12 protein-coding genes are annotated in these 16,750 nt (G+C 59.0%); 4 read left to right on the forward strand and 8 right to left on the reverse strand.

The window, feature by feature from the left end; all coding sequences use genetic code 11:
• Positions 1 to 115 precede the first annotated feature (115 nt).
• The 8 genes from V9K67_RS00945 to V9K67_RS00980 all read right to left on the reverse strand — a co-directional run bounded on the left by V9K67_RS00945 (position 116) and on the right by V9K67_RS00980 (position 9,389).
• A complete protein-coding gene (locus V9K67_RS00945) occupies positions 116 to 1,405 on the reverse strand; it encodes an HAD-IIIA family hydrolase (protein ID WP_336719421.1) in 1,290 nt (429 codons plus the stop codon).
• Between the two features lie 15 nt (positions 1,406 to 1,420).
• Positions 1,421 to 2,011 carry a D-sedoheptulose-7-phosphate isomerase gene (locus V9K67_RS00950; protein ID WP_336719423.1) on the reverse strand — a complete coding sequence of 197 codons (591 nt, stop codon included), beginning with the start codon at positions 2,009 to 2,011 and terminating at the stop codon, positions 1,421 to 1,423.
• Positions 2,012 to 2,095: 84 nt separating this feature from the next.
• Positions 2,096 to 3,121, reverse strand: a complete 1,026-nt coding sequence (locus V9K67_RS00955; protein ID WP_336719424.1) for a GHMP family kinase ATP-binding protein — start codon at positions 3,119 to 3,121, stop codon at positions 2,096 to 2,098.
• A gap of 92 nt (positions 3,122 to 3,213) precedes the next feature.
• Positions 3,214 to 4,332 carry a glycosyltransferase gene (locus V9K67_RS00960; protein WP_336719426.1) on the reverse strand — a complete coding sequence of 373 codons (1,119 nt, stop codon included), beginning with the start codon at positions 4,330 to 4,332 and terminating at the stop codon, positions 3,214 to 3,216.
• 51 nt (positions 4,333 to 4,383) lie between these two features.
• The gene (locus tag V9K67_RS00965; RefSeq protein WP_336719428.1) at positions 4,384 to 5,325 is read right to left on the reverse strand and encodes a glycosyltransferase family 2 protein; all 942 of its coding nucleotides are present in this window, start codon (positions 5,323 to 5,325) and stop codon (positions 4,384 to 4,386) included.
• Between the two features lie 214 nt (positions 5,326 to 5,539).
• The gene (locus V9K67_RS00970; RefSeq protein ID WP_336719430.1) at positions 5,540 to 6,085 is read right to left on the reverse strand and encodes a DUF4199 domain-containing protein; all 546 of its coding nucleotides are present in this window, start codon (positions 6,083 to 6,085) and stop codon (positions 5,540 to 5,542) included.
• 3 nt (positions 6,086 to 6,088) lie between these two features.
• Positions 6,089 to 7,360 (reverse strand): dihydroorotase, encoded by a 1,272-nt coding sequence (locus V9K67_RS00975; protein ID WP_336719431.1) that lies wholly within the window; start codon positions 7,358 to 7,360, stop codon positions 6,089 to 6,091.
• Positions 7,361 to 7,457: 97 nt separating this feature from the next.
• Entirely contained in the window at positions 7,458 to 9,389 is a 1,932-nt protein-coding gene (locus V9K67_RS00980; RefSeq protein ID WP_336719433.1) for a T9SS type A sorting domain-containing protein, read from the reverse strand.
• A gap of 505 nt (positions 9,390 to 9,894) precedes the next feature.
• On the opposite strand from V9K67_RS00980, the gene V9K67_RS00985 reads away from it, so the two are divergent.
• The 4 genes from V9K67_RS00985 to V9K67_RS01000 all read left to right on the forward strand — a co-directional run bounded on the left by V9K67_RS00985 (position 9,895) and on the right by V9K67_RS01000 (position 16,732).
• Positions 9,895 to 10,494 (forward strand): RNA polymerase sigma-70 factor, encoded by a 600-nt coding sequence (locus tag V9K67_RS00985; protein ID WP_336719435.1) that lies wholly within the window; start codon positions 9,895 to 9,897, stop codon positions 10,492 to 10,494.
• A 79-nt stretch (positions 10,495 to 10,573) separates the two neighbouring features.
• Positions 10,574 to 11,734, forward strand: a complete 1,161-nt coding sequence (locus tag V9K67_RS00990) for a FecR family protein (RefSeq protein ID WP_336719436.1) — start codon at positions 10,574 to 10,576, stop codon at positions 11,732 to 11,734.
• Positions 11,735 to 11,952: 218 nt separating this feature from the next.
• Complete coding sequence (locus V9K67_RS00995; RefSeq protein ID WP_336719438.1) at positions 11,953 to 14,967, forward strand: SusC/RagA family TonB-linked outer membrane protein; 3,015 nt, start codon at positions 11,953 to 11,955, stop codon at positions 14,965 to 14,967.
• 19 nt (positions 14,968 to 14,986) lie between these two features.
• A complete protein-coding gene (locus tag V9K67_RS01000; RefSeq protein WP_336719440.1) occupies positions 14,987 to 16,732 on the forward strand; it encodes a RagB/SusD family nutrient uptake outer membrane protein in 1,746 nt (581 codons plus the stop codon).
• The last annotated feature ends 18 nt before the right edge of the window (positions 16,733 to 16,750 follow it).

The raw sequence follows: 16,750 nt of genomic DNA on the forward strand, positions 1-16,750 counted from the left end.
TCCCAAAAAACAAATAGGCAATGGGCAATAAGCAATAAGTTAACAGCCTTTATAATGAATCAAGTTTCCTTCCAGCTTGCCCCTTGCCTATTGTCTATTGCCTATTGCTCATTGCCTATTGTCTCAGCGCTTCCGCAAACTGCGCCAGGCTGTCGAAGCGCAGGTCGATATCGGGATGGGGGAAGGGCTGTTGGGGGTTGGTGGTGGTGACGAAAACGGTGAACATGCCGGCGGAACGGCCGAAGCGCATGTCGCTGGGTTTGTTGCCCACCATAATGGAGCGCGACAGGTCGATGTCGGGGAAGTCGTTGACGGCCTGCCAGGCCATGCCCGGGTTGGGCTTGCGGTGAAAGCACTTGTCGTCCTTTTCCGTGCAATAATAGATGCGGTCGATGGTGCCGCCTACGGCAGCAACCTCGCGCTTCATTTCTTCATGGATGGCCTTCAGGTCGTCCTCCGTCATGAGCTGCCGGCCCACGCCGCGCTGGTTGCTCACGATCAGCACCCGGCCAAACCGGTCGGGAAAGGTTTTAAAGGCTTCGAGGGCGCCGGTAGTGAAGATAAACTGCTCCCAGTTGAGTACGTATTCGCCCACCCGCTCTTCGTTGATCACGCCGTCGCGGTCGAGGAAGAGGGTCCAGCTTTTGTCGATCTGCGACAGGTCCAGCACGGAAGCCGCCAGGTCGGTCTGCGCTTTTTTAAAGTCTTCGGGAATGCCGATGTCGATGAAGTAGCCTTCCTGCACGCAACCGAAAAAGCGGCCTTCGGCCGTATATTTTTCCAAATAGTCCTTTTCAAAGGAGAACTTTTCGGGAAAACCGTGCTGCAGGAAAATCGGAGCATTGATGAGGTAAATGCCCCCGTTGATCAGACCTTCAGCATAGTATTGCTTTTCCCGGAAGGAGCGGATGCCGCCGTCGTCGCCCGTTTCCACCACGCCGTAGCGGTCGAACTGGTGCATGGGCTTCAGGGCCAGGGTACATTCGGCCGCCTGCTGGCGGTGAAACTGGCTCAACGCTTTCAGGTCCACCTTGAATAAGGTGTCGCCATTTGCTACCACAACGTTTTCGGTAAGCGCCTGCCGCAGCGCCAGCTGGATGCCGCCGCCCGTACCCAGGGGTTCCTCTTCCACCACCGTGGTGTAAGGAAGAGTGGGGTAGTGTTCGGCCAGGTAGGCTTCTATGGCTTCGGACAGATAGCCCAGGGAAAAAATAAAGCGCTCCACGCCCTGCATGCGCAGGTAGTCCACCACGTAGGAAAGGAACGGCCGTTGGGCCACGGGGGCCATGCATTTGGGCAGGTCGGCCACTACGCTGCGCAGGCGCGTGCCCAGTCCGCCGGCCAGGATGATGGCCTCGGTCACTTTCGGGGTTTCGCCAAAATTCTTATTTTCCTGTTGCTCCATGTAACGTAAAAAATTTTACGGGTTGGGGACGGGTTCGCTGAAGATGGCTTCTTCGGCCAGCTGGCAGATGATATGGCCCAGGGTGATATGGCTTTCCTGGATGCGGGGGGTATCGGTGGACGGTATATTCACCAGGTAGTCGCTCAGCTCCCTCATGGCGCCACCGCTGGCGCCGGTAAAGCCCACGGTCACCACCCCTTTTCCGCGGGCCGTTTCAAAGGCCTTGACGATGTTGCGGGAATTGCCCGAGGTGGACAGGCCGATGAGCACGTCGCCTTCGTTGGCGATGCCGTCGATCAGGCGCGAGTAGATCACGTCGAAGTCGTAGTCGTTGGCCACGGCGGTCATATAGGAGGTGTTGCAGTGCAGGGCTTCCGCCGGCAGGGCCTTGCGGTCGGCATAAAAGCGTCCCGAGAATTCTGCCGCCAGGTGCTGGGCGTCCGCCGCCGAGCCGCCGTTGCCACAGAAATACACCCGGTTGCCCTTTTTCAGGGCCGCCACCAGCACATTGGCCACCGTCGAAGTGGTCTGGAGCAGGGTTGCGTCCTGCAGTATCTGCTGCTTCACGTCGATGGAAGCCTGAATGATGTTTTTGATCTTTTCCATATAAAAGTATAAGTCAATGGCCTTTTAGGAATTGGTTAATGGGTTCATTAGGAATTGGGAAGAACGCTACCGAACTCTGGAACTTTAAGAAATCGTCCACGACGTCAGCCCGTGTTCCACGAACTGGTAGTTGCGGTGCTGGCCGCCGAAGCGCTCCAGGCTTTTAATAACGTTGTACTTGGTGTTGCCGGGGCAGTAAAAGACCATGAAGCCGCCGCCGCCGGCGCCGGAGATCTTGCCGCCGGTAGCCCCGGCCTTTTTGGCCGTGTCGTAAATTTCTTCCATCAGTGGGTTGCTGATGCCTTCGGCCATCTTTCGCTTTTGCGCATAACCGTAATCGAGGATCTCGCCGATCTCGTGGAGGCGTCCCCGAAGCAGGGCTTCCTTCATGCGCTGGGCCTGCTGCTTCAGCTGGTGCATGGCTTCGATGGACTGCTCCTTCTTCGACTCCACGTTCTTGGATTGCTGCTCGATGATGCGGGCCGACTCGCGGCTGGTGGAGGTATAATAAAGCACGAGGTTGTTTTCCAGCTCGAACAGGTAGTGCTGCTTGATGCGGAGGGGGTTGACGATCACTTTGTCGCCGGCAAAGAACTCCATGAAGTTCACGCCGCCGAAGGTGGCCGCGTACTGGTCCTGCTTGCCGCCGGCCAGGTGGAGGTAGCCGCGTTCGATCTCGTAGGCGTAGTGGGCGATGTCGTATTCGCCCAGCGGCAGGCGCAGCATTTCGGCAAAGGCGCCGATGATGGCCACCACCAGGGTAGAGGAGGTGCCCAGGCCGGAACCTGCGGGTGCATCCACGAAGGTAGACAGCTTGAAGCCGTTTTTGATGCCGCCATAATCTCGTTGAATGCAGTTGTAGACACCCTTCAGCAGGTCGAGGTGGCCGTCTACGGGCAGGTGATCGCTCCAGGCGAATTCCTGGCGTTCGTTGCGGTCATTGGCCTCCACCACGATCTTGTGTTCCTCCAGCGGCTCGATGGACGCCTGGGCATAGAGCGAAATGGTGGCGTTCAGGATCGAACCGCCATACAGGTCGCTATACGGACTGACATCGGTACCGCCTCCGGCCAGGCCGATGCGCAACGGAGCTTTACTTCGGTAGATCATGCTTAATAAGTTCACGAGTTTACAAGTTCACGAGTTGCCTGCGCAGGTGAAGTTGTTATCTTACTTCAAACCTCGTACTGCGTACCTTCTTCTCACATTTCCAGGATCGCCTGTACTAAATTGGTCCAGGAGTATTTTTGTTTTTCGGCGCGAAGATGCGGAATAAAATAATCTTCGCCTAATTGGTAAAACTTCAGGATGCTGGAGGCAATGGCGGCGGGAGTGGGGGGACAAACCAGGCCCACCCTGCCGTCGGGGACCAGGGCGGGAAGGCCGCCCACGTTGGTGACGACCATCGGCTTTTCAAAGTGGTAGGCCAGGGGCGTCACACCGCTTTGGGTGGCGTCGCGGTAGGGCTGCACCACGCAGTCGGCGGCGCAGAGGTAATATTTTACTTCGCTGTCGGGGATGAAGTGGGTGTTCAGGATCACCGAATCCTGCAGGCCGCCTTCGGCGATCAGCTGCTGGTAGGGCTTTTCGTCCTCGTAGAACTCGCCGGCTACCAGCAGGCGGATCTTTTCGTTGCGGATGCGCTCGTCCTTCATGGCCTGCAGCAGCAGGTCCAGCCCTTTGTATTTACGGATAAAGCCAAAAAACAGGAGGATGCGTTCCTCCTGCGGCAGTCCCAGGTGCTGCCGGGCTTCGGATTTTTGGAGGGCGGCGCCGAAGTTGTCGTAGAGCGGGTGGCGCACCAGGCGGGCGGGCTTGATGGGTTCAAAGCGGCGGAGGTCGGCCATTACCGATTCGCTCATGGTCACAAAGCCGTCGCAGGCTTTGAGGAAGTAGCGGGTGAAGGCTTCGTCGCCGGGCCGCTTTTCGTGGGGAATAACGTTGTCGGCGATGCAGATGATCCGCGTAGGGCGGTTTTTCTTCAGGCCGCGGAGGATCGTGCCCAGGGCCGGGCCCATGAACGGCAGCCAGTAGCGCACCACCACCAGGTCGGGCTTCCAGGACCGCAGGGTGCGGCCCACTTTCAGCCAGTTGAGCGGGTTGATGGAGTTGATGAGGGAATGAATTTTCAGGTCCTTCGGTGCGGGCTCGTCGGAATACTGGGTCTTTCCCGGGAACAGGATGGACGGATATTGCAGGGAAAACGACACCAGGGAGCACTCATGGCCTTCGGCCACAAACTGTTGGGCCAGGCGCTGGTTAAACGTAGCCAGGCCGCCCCGCAGGGGATGCGCCGGACCGATGATCAGGATCTTTTTCATCAGGTAAATGCAATTTAGTCTACATCATGGGTGCGGGTTCGCCGGCCCCTTTTAGAGGCCGAGCTTTTCCTCGATCAGGTACGAATTGCGGCCGGGCGCGTTGCGGGCGATGAGCTCGGATATAAAGCCCGCCAGGAACAGCTGCATGCCGATGATCACCGACAACAGGGCCAGGTAAAAGCCGGGCCGGTTGGTGAGCCCGAACTCGGGCTGGAATAATTTGACGATGACCAGGTACAGGGTGATGAGCATGCCCGCCAGGAAAAACAGGGTGCCCCACAGGCCGAAAAAGTGCATGGGGCGCTTGGAGAACTTGCCCACGAAGGTGATGGACAGCAGGTCGAGGAAGCCGTTGACGAACCGCTCCCAGCCGAACTTGGTTACGCCGTACTTGCGGGCGCGGTGTTCCACCACTTTCTCGCCGATGCGGCGGAAGCCGGCCCATTTGGCCAGCACGGGGATGTAACGGTGCATCTCGCCGTAGACCTCGATGCTTTTCACCACTTTCTTGCGGTAGGCTTTCAGGCCGCAGTTGAAATCGTGCAGGTGGATGTCCGACACCTTGCGGGTCACGGCATTGAAGAATTTGGAAGGAATGTTCTTGGTCAGCTTGTTGTCGTAGCGCACTTTTTTCCAGCCGCTCACCAGGTCGAAGCCGTCCTCGCGGATCATCTTGCGCAGCCCGGGGATCTCGTCGGGACTGTCCTGCAGGTCAGCGTCCATAGTGATCACTACGTCGCCCTGGGCGGCCTTGAAGCCTTCGTTGAGCGCTGCCGACTTGCCGTAATTGCGCTGGAACCGGATGCCCCGGATGTTGGGGTCGCCGGCCCGCAGCTCCTCGATCACGCTCCAGGAGTTGTCGGTGCTGCCGTCATCGATCAGGATCACCTCGTAGCTATACTGATGCTCCAGGCATACCCGCCTGATCCAGGCGCAAAGCTCCGGCAGCGATTCTTCTTCATTTAACAGGGGAACGACGATTGACAGATCCATAACGATTAAAAGTTCACGAGTTTACGAGTTTACAAGTTTACGAGTTCGCCTGTTCACTTGTTCACGAGTTCGGTTCTAAGTTCCGGGTTTTACGTTTATTATGTTGCGCTTCGGTTAGTGCTTATAGTTACTTTGTCTTCGACGGTTTTCGTTGGGCAATAAGCATTGTCCCTTCCCAATACCCAATGAACAAATGAACCAATACCCCAATCCCCTAGACAACGTCTCCCTTCTCCCAGGGTTCGCGCTTGCGGCGGATCAGCAGGGCGAAGAGCAGGGCAAAGATGCCGCTGGTGACGATGGCGTAGGCAAAGGACAGGAACGAGGTGCCCAGCGTCATGTTGCGGCCCATATCGGAATCGAAGTTTTCCAGCTTTTTGTCGATGTCCGCCTGCTCCACCTTGTTCTTGATCAGGAAGGCTTCGAGGGCTTCTTTCATGTTCTGGAAAAAATCGGGGTTGATGAATTTCAGGTAAATGAAATTGAACGCCATGTAAAAGAATTCAAATCCCAGCACGGCGATAAACATGGTCTGGAAGGCATCCCTCAGGTCGATATAGCCGCCCTGGAGTTTGCGGCGGTTCACCCCGCAGATGTACAGCAGGATCAATACCACGGCATAGCCCACGAAGGTCCACATGCCGAACATCATGGGGTTGGCTTCCCCCACCGAATAGCGGATGAACAGGAGCGCAGCATATACCAGCCCGATGATCACGCCCCACCTTAAACCAAAATTGACATTCGTTTCTTTTTGCATTGCTTAGTTCAGTTCGTTCAGAAATAGTTGAGCGCCGTTGACGATGCCCACGGGGCGGCCGGTGACTTCCTTGTCCAGGAAAGGCGTATTCTGGGAGGCGGAGCGGAGGTCCTGCCGGCGTACGGTCCATTTGTGGTTTTCCAGGAACAGGGTCAGGCAGGCCGGGGCGCCTTCCTTCAGGCCGGGGGCCGGCAGGTGGAAGATGTCGCGGGGGGCGGTGGAGAACAGTTCCACCAGCCGTTCTGCCGGCAGGTCGGGCAGGCAGCTTTTCACGACGGCGAAAGCGGTTTCCAGGCCGATCATGCCGTACTTGGCGTATTCGAATTCCACCACCTTGCCGTCCTTGTCGTGGGGCTGGTGGTGCGAGGCGATGCAATCCACGGTGCCGTCGGCTACGGCGGCGCGCAGGGCGTCGCGGTCGGCGGCGGTGCGCAGGGGCGGGTTCACCTTCAGGTTGGTATCGTACTGGGCCAGGTCCTCGTCGCAGAAGCAGAGGTGGTAGGGCGCTACCGAGCAGGTAACGGCCACGCCTTCTTCCTTGGCCTTTTTGATGAGGGCCACCGTGCGGGCGGTGGAAATGCCGGTAAAATGCACCTTGGAGCCGGTGTATTTGGCCAGCTCGATATCGCGGGCCACCATAATCTCTTCGGCGATGGCGGGCTTGCCGGGCAGGCCCAGGCGCGTGGAAACGATGCCTTCGCTCATCAGGCCGGGACCGCTGATGCTGCGCTCTTCGGGCACCTGGATCAGCACCTTGTCGATGGCTTTAATGTATTGGAGGGCTTTCAGCAGCAGGCCGGGCGACTGGATCGAGGCCGTGCCGTCGCCAAAGGCCACGGCGCCGCTGGCGTGCATGTCGTACATCTCCGACAGTTCCTTGCCTTCGGTATTCTTGGTCACCGCGCCGATGGGGTGTACCCGTACCGGCAGGGTGCGGCTGCGCTGCACAATGTATTCCACGGAGGATTTGTTGTGGACCACGGGGGTGGTGTTGGGCAGCGAAAGCACATCGGTATATCCGCCGGCAGCGGCCGCTTCGGTCCCGGACTGCAGGGTTTCGCGGAACTCCATGCCGGGGTCGCAGAAGTGGGCAAAGATATCCAGCCAGCCGGGGGAAACGGACAGGCCGGGCAGGTCAATGACTTTGTCGGCGGAGGTACCAGCATGGCTGCCAATGGCTTTGATCACGCCAGCCTGAATAAGAATATCTGCTTGTTGCTGATGGAAAGGCGAGGAGGGGTCAATAATTCGTGCTTGCCTTATAATGATGTTCATGAAGGGGCGAAGATAAAGTATTGTGCTAAAGGTTGCATAAGGGGTGGAAAAATTTCGGATGCCGTCCCGCCTCAGGCGAGACGACATCCGAAATCCCTTACTTTATCACCAGCAGCTTCAGGGTTTGCGCGCCTTGCCGGGTATCGATCCGCACCAGGTACAGCCCTCGGGAAAGGCCGGCGGTGTTGAGGGTACAGAGCTGCTGACGGCCTGCTTCCGCCTTGCCGCTCTTCAGCAATGCCAGCTTCATGCCCCTGCTGTTGTAAAGGGAAAGGGCGTAGTCGGTGGACCGGGTGAAGTTGTAGCTGATGGCGGAGGTGGTGGTGACCGGGTTGGGCGTGGCCGAAAGGCTGCCGGCTTGGAGCAGATGGCTCAGGCTGCCGGTGATCAGGTCGGTCAGGGTAATATAAGTCGGTGAATGGACCGGGCTGCCGCTGCCGTCGATGCCTTTGACCGAAACGGCCTGCAGGCTGTCTTCGATGCTGGTAGCCAGCACCACGATTTCGGACGGGTAGGGCTGGCGGGTGGTGGTGGTGTAATTGATCAGGTAGTTCCCTGCCAGCAGGGTGATGGGCGGCCCGAAGGAAATGGGGGAGAGGGCCGATTCGCGGTAGAGCACGTCGCCTCCGTTTTCCAGCGAGCTGAAGACTACCTTGACCCGGTTTTTGGCTTCGTTCAGCACCACCACGGGACGCGTCCCTTCATTGGCCGTTACCGGGTAGAGGGGGTCCCAGGTGCCGTTGGGCCGCCGCACCAGCAGCGACACCTTGGGGTAGCCGGGCGAATCGTAGGACGTCTTTACGGCGCAATAGAGTGTACCGTCCGCCGCCGGCACCAGGTTCATATGGTCGTCGGCCATGCCGCCCTTTTTGTTCAGGGCCGACTGGGCGGCCGGCAGCTCGTCCACGGTCCAGAGCGCGGGGTCGGCGCCGGTAGTGTGGGTGCGGAAGCCGAAGCGCTGGGTAAGCTGGTTCGACCACAGCACGCCGATCTTGCCCGGCAGGGCGGTAACGGCGCAGATGTCGTCGTTGGCAATGCCCGAGGCGATCACGATGGGTGCGCTCCAGTGGGTATAAGGGGCGTCGCTCCAGCGGAGGTTCACTTCCGAGGTGCCGTCCGAGGCGATCCACATGCGGCCGTTGCCGTCGAGGGCCAGGGTGGCGGTTTCGGTTTCCGGCTCAAACACCAGGGTCAGGTTTTGCGTCCGTTTGGTCCAGAACACGTAGGTGCCCGCCAGCTCGCTGTATTCCACCGATACCAGGTAGGAGTTGCCTTCGGCGCCGCGGAACAGCAAAATATGGACTTCGTTGCCCACCACCTGCAGGTCGGCCTTGGAGTTGCGGGAGTTGGCCACCTTCAGCACGGGGGTCCAGTGGGTACCGTCGAGGCGAAAGATCTTCGTGCCGTCATAGGTAGGCAGCACCGTCCACCATTTGCCGGCATGGGTCCACACTTTCGACTGGGGCTTGTGGCCGGTATGGCTGCTGATGGGGATGGGCGCCAGGTCGGTAAAGGAAGTAAAGCCGGCGCCGGCGGGCTGCTGGCCGTTGGCATCGGTGGGGCGGGCCTGGGCATTTATGGTATAGCTGGGGCCGGGGGCGTAGCTCCTGCTGAGGGCATTGCCGGCCGTATCGGTGATGCCCGTGGAATCCCGCAGGTCCAGCCGCAGGGCGCCGGTGCCGGCGATGGCGCGCACCGACACGTCGTAGGTGGTGCCGGTCGTTCCTACCGGCTGTACCGATTCCGTTCCCTCGGTACCTACGGGTTCGGGGGCCAGCAGGGCGAGCGTACCCCGGACATTGCCGCTGAGGCGGGTGGCGACAAAATCGGCGCCGGTCACGTCCCGGACTTTTTCCGAAAATACGACACGGTAGGTGACGGTGGGGCCGAAGGCGATTTCCGTTAACGGGTTCTGGCGGGTGATGCGGACGATCCGGGGCGGGGTGACATCCGGCGGCGGGGCCTGGGCAGCGGAAGGCTGGAAAACGAGCAGCAGGAGGCCCGGAAAAAAGAAAGTGGCTTTTTTCATGGTTGATGTTGTTTTTCGCAAAAAAAGAGGGGAGACCTGGTGTGGGACAGGCCGGGTTAGCTTTAAGGGGTAGGCGCAAACAAAAGGGAGCAACTGGAACCCTCCGCCAGGGTAAACAACCGGCATCGACCCCGGGGACCGTAGTTGCTGAGTTGTTCGGAAAATAGGGCTTTAAAAAAAGCATGCCGCTGCTCAGCTCGTTCGAATAAGGGCTGTCCAGCTTACCGGGTCCGGGCCATTTTCCCAATTTGAGAAGAAGATATAAAAAAAGGGTATAATAATATACGTAGCGCTGCCACTGCAACCCCGGTTTCCGGGGATACAAAAGCGTTGCCGGCCAATCGGTTGTACCGGTGCCGTTACCAGGAGCTGCCCCGGCGGTTAAAACGCTACAATATAACAGCAATATCTCAGCAATAACGGGGCCGGCCCCCACCGGTTTTTTTCCGACAGATTTTAAGGGCTGCCGCCAATTTCCTACTTTCAACGCTGCAAGCACTTTTAGATGAGTTTTGATCCCTCAATGAACAACCAGGAAGAGGCGTCCTTTGCGGACTGGAGAAGGAGTGAGGCCGCCTTCGAGGCTTTTTTTAAAAAAACCTTTCCTAACCTCTGCGTTTACTGCAAGTTCAAGTACGGCTTTGACATGGAAATGGCGGAGGACGTGGTGAACACCAGCTTTATCAAGCTTTGGGAGGCCCGCCCCACCCTGGAAGCCGATGTCGCTCCCCGGTCCTATTTATATAAGATCATCCACCATACCAGCCTGAACATCATCAAGCACGAAAAAGTAAAGCAGCAGCATGTGCAGCTGGTGCTGAAGTCGGCCCCGGACAGCGTGGACCCCGAAGGGTTCGATGCCGTGGACCTGAAGCAGCTGCGCGCCGCCATCGAAGGGGCCATAGCCGAGCTGCCCGAGCAGATGCGCCGGGTCTTCGAGCTCAGCCGCTTTGAAGGCCTTAAATACGCCGAGATCGCCGGCCAGCTGTCTATTTCGGTAAAAACCGTGGAAACCCAAATGAGCCGGGCCCTCGCCCGCCTGCGGGAGCGATTGTCGGGCTACCTGGCCTTCTGGGCCATTGTGCTGGTTTCCAGGGTGTTGTAGGCTGCGGAAAAATTTTTTAAAAATTTTCGCTTTTCCTGTCAGGGTAAACTCTTCCATAGTTGTCTCCATTATATAGCGCATGGAAAATAACGATCTCTATAACGAACTCCTGGTCCGGTACCTTGCCGGAGAGGCCAATGCCGAAGAAAGCGAGCTGGTCGAAAGCTGGATCCGTTCCGGTGAGGACAACCGGCGCTACTTCGAAAACCTCCGGGATGCCTGGCAGCTGGCAGGGGCGCAAAAGACCCTGGCCTACGTGCTGGAGGGGATGAACGTGGACGAGAAGTGGCGCCATTTTAAAGAAACACTGGCCGCCCGGGAAGCTGCTCAGGGCGAACAGGAGCCCGCAGCGGAAGCCTATGCCGATGCCGAACCGCCTGCCCGCCGCTCGCCGGTCTACCGCCTGTTGGTAGCGGCCGCCATTGCCGCCTCGGTGCTGCTGGTGATCGGGCTGGCCTGGAAGGCTGCCGTGCAGCCCAAAGAGGCGGCACCCGTGGTTGTCACCGCCCCCGAAACCCCGGCCTCCCCGGTGGCCGAACGGCACGAGGTGAATACCACCGGCAGGGAAAAAAGGCTTTCCCTGGCCGACGGCTCCCTGGTGGTGCTGGCCCATCAAAGTGAAATTACCTACCGCGAACCGTTTACCGGTAAACGGGATATTTATTTAAAAGGCAAAGCCTTTTTCCGGGTGGCCAAAGACAAAACACGGCCGTTCACCGTAACCAGCGGCGCTATTGCCACCACCGCCCTGGGGACCGAATTTACCGTTACGGCTTTTGAAAACGCCCCCCGCATCATTGTGCGGCTGTACGAAGGAAAAGTGGTGGTGAAAGCCGTGGACCGGAACAACCGGAAGCTGAAAAAAGAGGTGTACCTGCTGCCCGGCCAGGCCTTTGTATACGGCAGCAGGACCACCGGGGTGAAAGCCTTTTCGGGCGCCAGCGGGACGGCTCCCGAGGCCATCCTGTCCGAGGAGGCGTCCCGCGACAACCCTTCCCTGCCGCAGAACGCCGAAGGCACCTGGTATATGTTCAACAACCAGTCCCTGGCTATGGTGCTCGAGCAACTGGAGAAAATGTACCAGGTGGAGATCGAATACAACCGGCAGGACGTACAGAATATTTATTTCACGCGGAAATACAATAGCCAGGATTCTATCGATGGTATTTTGAAAGAGATCGCCATCCTCAACAACCTTACGGTTACCCGGAACAACGACACGTTCGTGATTTCGAAGTAAGCCCAATCCACATTTTTCATCCCTTCCCGGCAGCTGCTGACCGGCGCGGCCGGCCGGGAGGATTTTAAAAACGATCGCTGTATGATGCACATGACCCCTGAGGCCAGGCCCCCCTGTTGCCCCTGTCCCTTCCTTTGTAAATAAACCTGATTGCACTTCCACCGGGAAAGCCGGAAACCCTGTACACGGCTTCTTCCCCAAACACAAACGACAGCCATATGACGATTACTCCCCTCAAAGCCGGGATATCCCTGCTCGTGCTCTTCTTGCTTGTACCCTTCCTGCTGCCCCTGACGGCCGGGGCCCAGGAGCATAACAGTTTCGTAAAAGGCGTGGTGAAAGGCCCCCAGGGCGAACCCCTGCCCGGCGCTTCGGTCATCCTCCGCCACGACCGCTCCAAATTCACCCTCGGCACCAAAACCGATTCCATCGGTGTTTTCACCTTTTCCCGCGTACCGGCCGGCGGCCCCTACAGCATTGCCTTTTCCATCGTGGGCTACGAATCCCAGACCCTGTCGGGCTACACCCTCCGCGAAGGCACCACCTTTACGCTGGCCGTGGACATGAAAGCCGCCGCCGGCACCCTCGACCAGGTAGTGGTGATCGGCTACGGAGCGGTAAAGAAAAGCAACCTTACCGGCGCAGTGACCTCGGTAAAGCCCGAGGAGCTGAAGAAAGTGCCCGCCTCCAACGTAATGGAAGCCATCCAGGGCAAGGTGCCGGGAGTGGACATCACCCGCAGCAGCGGCTCGGCCGGCGCCAAGGCCAACGTATCGGTCCGCGGCAACCGCTCGCTGACCGCCTCCAACCAGCCGCTCTACATCGTGGACGGTATCCAGTACACCAACTTCGAAGACCTCAACCCCAACGACATCCAGTCCATGGAAGTGCTGAAAGATGCGGCCTCCACCGCCATCTACGGCTCCCGCGGCGCCAACGGTGTGATCATCATCAATACCAAAAAAGGCAAGACCGGTCAGCCCCGCATTTCGGTGAATACCTATGCCGGCACCTCCGAGATCTACGGCTACCCTGATGTGCAGTCGCCGGAAGAATTCAAACACTTCCGCCGCGAGGCCAACCGCACCACCGGCAAATGGAACGGCCCCGCCGACGACGCGGCCCTGTTCGGCAACCTGCAAAACTCCCCCGGCGTGGTGTGGAAAGACTACCTGATCCACAAAGGAGCGCAGCAGGACGTGCAGGTGGGTGTTTCCGCTGGCAGCGAGAAAACGAATTTCTATGCCTCCCTGGATTATTTCAAGGAAAAAGGCCTCTTTAAAAACGACCAGCTGAACCGCTATTCCGTCCGCGTGAATGCCGACTACACGCTGTCCAAGAAACTGAAGGTGGGTACGCAAAACCAGCTGACCTATTACCTCCAGGACAGCCGCCGCGACGCCCTGGGCGCCTCCAATGGCCTCAACCCCCTGGAGCTGCCCTACGATTCGGCCGGCCACCTGGTGCCCCTGCTGAACAACGGCCGATCGGTGAACCCGCTGATGGAAGAAGTGGAGGGCAACTATGTCAACAACAACCGCACCTCCCGCCTGTTCAACTCGGCCTACCTCGAGTACACGCCCCTGAAGCACCTGATGTTCCGCTCCAACCTGGGCGTGACGGTGACCAACTCCCGCGACGGCCTGTACGCCGGCTCCTATACTACCGAGCGCAACGGCGCCAAGCCCCTGAGCCGCTATGTCAACGGCAATAATGCCAACTTCAACCTCGAAAACGTACTGAACTACACCCGCAACTTCGACGACCATGCGCTGACCCTGACGGCGGTGCAGTCGTACCTGGTAAACCGGGCCGAGCTGATCACCGGCCAGGGCACCAACCAGCTGCTGGCCTACCAGTCGTTCTACGGCCTGGCCAATGCCAATGAAGAAGTGGCCACCTCCACCGCCTTTATCAAGAGCTCCCTGGTATCCGCCGCCGGCCGGATCCAGTACGGCTACAAAGAAAAATACCTGCTGATGCTGACCGGCCGCTCGGACGGCGCCTCGCAGCTGAGCCCCGGCCGCAAGTGGGCCTTCTTTCCTTCGGCTTCCGCCGCCTGGCGCCTGATCAAGGAAGACTTCATGCTGAATCAAAATGCCTTTTCCGACCTGAAGCTGCGCCTGAGCTATGGCGTGGCCGGCAACTCCGCCGTGTCGCCTTATTCCACCCAAAGCAATTTAGTGCGCGTCCCCTTCGCCTTCGACGAGTCGCCCGCCATCGGCTACACCTTCAGCAGCCGCATCGGCAACGACGACCTGCAATGGGAGCTGTCGACCACCTACAACGCCGGCCTGGACTTCGGTTTGTTGAAGAACCGCATCAGCGGTACCGTGGACGTGTTCCAGACCCGCACCAAGAACCTGCTGCTCGAGCGCCTGCTGCCCCTGACCTCGGGCGTGTCCAGCATCATCGAGAACGTGGGGCGGACCCGCAACCTCGGCGTGGAGCTGGGCCTCAATGCCTCCGTGATTAACCAGGGCGCCTTCCGCTGGAACATCAACGCCTCCTGGTGGAAAGTAAAAGAAGAGATCATGGCCCTGGCCACCTCGTCCAACGACGTGGCCAACGGCTGGTTCATCGGCCAGCCCACCCAGGCTTTTTACGATTATCAGAAAACCGGCATCTGGCAGACCGCCGACTCCGCCCTGGCAAGGACCTATGGCCAGGCCGTCGGTGATATCCGCGTCCGGGACGTCAGCGGCGCCGACGGTAAGGCCGACGGGCGCATCGACGCCACCTCCGACCGGGTGATCCTGGGATCGGTACGGCCCAAGTGGAGCGGCAACCTGACCAACGATTTCAAGTTCAAAAACTTTGACCTGAGCTTCCAGGTATTCGCCCGCTGGGGACAAATGATGAAGTATGATTTTACCGGCAGCTACGACCCCTCGGCCAATACCAACAGCCTGAGCCATGTGTACTGGACGCCGGAAAACCCCACCAACGAGTTCCCCCGGCCCAATGCCAACAAAACACAGGCGTCCACCCTGTACTACAGCACCCTGTTTTACAAGGACGGCTCCTTTGCCAAGCTGCGCAATGCCACCCTGGGCTACACCTTCTCCAAAGACCTGCTGCAGCAGCTGCGCCTCTCTTCGCTCCGCGTGTACCTCACGGCCCGGAACCTGTACACCTACAGCAAGGTGAAAAACTACGATCCCGAACGCGGCGGATCCGTTTCCAACCCCATGACCCGGTTGTTCGTGGCCGGCGTAAACCTCGATTTCTAATTCCCAAACCAGACTACTCATGAAAAAGATATCCCTGATCGCCTATATCGCCCTGTCCCTTGCCGCCGCCACCGGTTGCCAGAAACAACTGGCCGAAGACAACCCTTCGGGCCTGACCAGCCAGCTGGTGTACACCACCCCCGAAGGCTTTGAATCGCTGGTGAATGCCGCCTATTCCTACACCCGTGCCTGGTACGGCAAGGAGGAAGGCTACAACCTCACCGAAATGGGCAGCGACCTGTGGCTGCCCGGCGTGGACAACCGCCGCCTCGACCTGATGCTGTACAACAACCTCCAGGGCTCCGAAGCCGGCCTGTCGGCCACCGAAGTGTTTATCGAGCGGCTGTGGCAGCGCTCGTACCAGGCCGTCAACCTGTGTAATGCCGGCATCGCCGGGGTGGCAAAGTCGGGCATGGCCCCCTCCCTGCAGAAAACAAGGGAAGCGGAACTGCGGTTCCTGCGCGCTTTTTACTACTGGCATATCGTGGAGCAGTGGGGCGGCGTGCATTTTACCACCGAGCCCACCGAAGCGGCCCAAACCACTTCCAACCGCACGCCCGTGGCGAAATTCTACGAGCAGATCATTGCCGACCTGAACTTTGCCGTGGAGAACCTGCCCCCCACCAGCACCCAGTGGGGCCGTGCCACCAAACCCGCCGCCGAAGCCTTCCTGTCCCGCATCCACCTGACCCGCGGCAACAACCAGCAGGCGCTGGACCTGGCCAAAAAGGTGATCTCCGGCTATAGCTATGCCCTCAATGCCAAATACAAGGACCTCTGGACCATGGCCAATGCCACCAACGGCGCGGCCAACAAGGAGGTGATCTGGGCGGTGAACTATACTTCCAACCTGACCTATGGTGACCTGAGCACCACCGTGACCAATACGGATGGCACCACCACCATCATCAATCCCGACGGCCATCCCCGGGGCGGCAACAACGGCCACCTGCATTTCTGCATGGCCTACGAGCGCAGCGCTGCCGGCGCCATCGGCATGCAACGCGACGTGGCCAACGGCCGGCCCTTCGCCCGCTACATGCCCACGAAGTTTTTGCTGAACCTTTTTGATGAAACCAAGGATGCCCGCTACGAAGCCACCTTCAAGCAGGCCTGGATCTGCAACAAGGGGGGCACCTACGACAAGAAGATAGGCGGCAACACCATCAAGGTAAGCCTGGCCGTGGGCGATACCGCCATCCTGGCCATGAAAGGGGAAATGCCCGATGCCGTGGAGGCCACCAAAAAATACCTGGTGATCGACGAGAGCAAGATGTACAAGGCCGATGGAAAGATCGCCGCCAACTCCCTGTATCTCCAGTTCCGCAAGTTCGACGACCCTGCCCGTCCCTCGATGAACGAGGTGCAGAGCGCCCGTGACGTGTTTGTGTTGCGCCTGGCCGAGATGTACCTGGTAGCCGCCGAAGCCGCCTTCAAGCTGGGGCGCCCCGCCGATGCCGCCGCCGACATCAACGTCATCCGCAGCCGGGCGGCGCAGCCCGGGCAAACGGCCGCCATGCAGGTTTCCGCCACCGACATCAGCCTCGATTTCATCCTCGATGAACGGGCCCGCGAATTTGCCGGCGAGCAGCTCCGCTGGTTCGACCTCAAACGCACCGGCAAGCTGGTGGAGCGGGTACGTAAGTACAACCCCGAAGCCGCCAGCTTTATAAAGGACTACCACGTGTTGCGGCCCATCCCGCAAAAGCAGCTCGATGCCGTGGTGAACAAAACGGAATTCACCCAGAACGAAGGCTACAAATAAGCGCTCTCTTTTTTCACT

The organism is Huijunlia imazamoxiresistens (assembly GCF_037132455.1).
Classification (GTDB): Bacteria; Bacteroidota; Bacteroidia; order Chitinophagales; family Chitinophagaceae; genus Flavisolibacter; species Flavisolibacter imazamoxiresistens.

Excerpts from the sequence above, each read along its gene's own strand:
- V9K67_RS01000 (WP_336719440.1), top strand. The coding sequence starts at position 14,987 with ATGAAAAAGATATCCCTGATCGCCTATATCGCCCTGTCCCTTGCCGCC.
- V9K67_RS00995 (WP_336719438.1), top strand. The coding sequence starts at position 11,953 with ATGACGATTACTCCCCTCAAAGCCGGGATATCCCTGCTCGTGCTCTTC.
- V9K67_RS00975 (WP_336719431.1), bottom strand. The coding sequence starts at position 7,360 with ATGAACATCATTATAAGGCAAGCACGAATTATTGACCCCTCCTCGCCT.
- V9K67_RS00980 (WP_336719433.1), bottom strand. The coding sequence starts at position 9,389 with ATGAAAAAAGCCACTTTCTTTTTTCCGGGCCTCCTGCTGCTCGTTTTC.
- V9K67_RS00970 (WP_336719430.1), bottom strand. The coding sequence starts at position 6,085 with ATGCAAAAAGAAACGAATGTCAATTTTGGTTTAAGGTGGGGCGTGATC.
- V9K67_RS00985 (WP_336719435.1), top strand. The coding sequence starts at position 9,895 with ATGAGTTTTGATCCCTCAATGAACAACCAGGAAGAGGCGTCCTTTGCG.
- V9K67_RS00960 (WP_336719426.1), bottom strand. The coding sequence starts at position 4,332 with ATGAAAAAGATCCTGATCATCGGTCCGGCGCATCCCCTGCGGGGCGGC.
- V9K67_RS00990 (WP_336719436.1), top strand. The coding sequence starts at position 10,574 with ATGGAAAATAACGATCTCTATAACGAACTCCTGGTCCGGTACCTTGCC.
- V9K67_RS00955 (WP_336719424.1), bottom strand. The coding sequence starts at position 3,121 with ATGATCTACCGAAGTAAAGCTCCGTTGCGCATCGGCCTGGCCGGAGGC.
- V9K67_RS00950 (WP_336719423.1), bottom strand. The coding sequence starts at position 2,011 with ATGGAAAAGATCAAAAACATCATTCAGGCTTCCATCGACGTGAAGCAG.
- V9K67_RS00965 (WP_336719428.1), bottom strand. The coding sequence starts at position 5,325 with ATGGATCTGTCAATCGTCGTTCCCCTGTTAAATGAAGAAGAATCGCTG.
- V9K67_RS00945 (WP_336719421.1), bottom strand. The coding sequence starts at position 1,405 with ATGGAGCAACAGGAAAATAAGAATTTTGGCGAAACCCCGAAAGTGACC.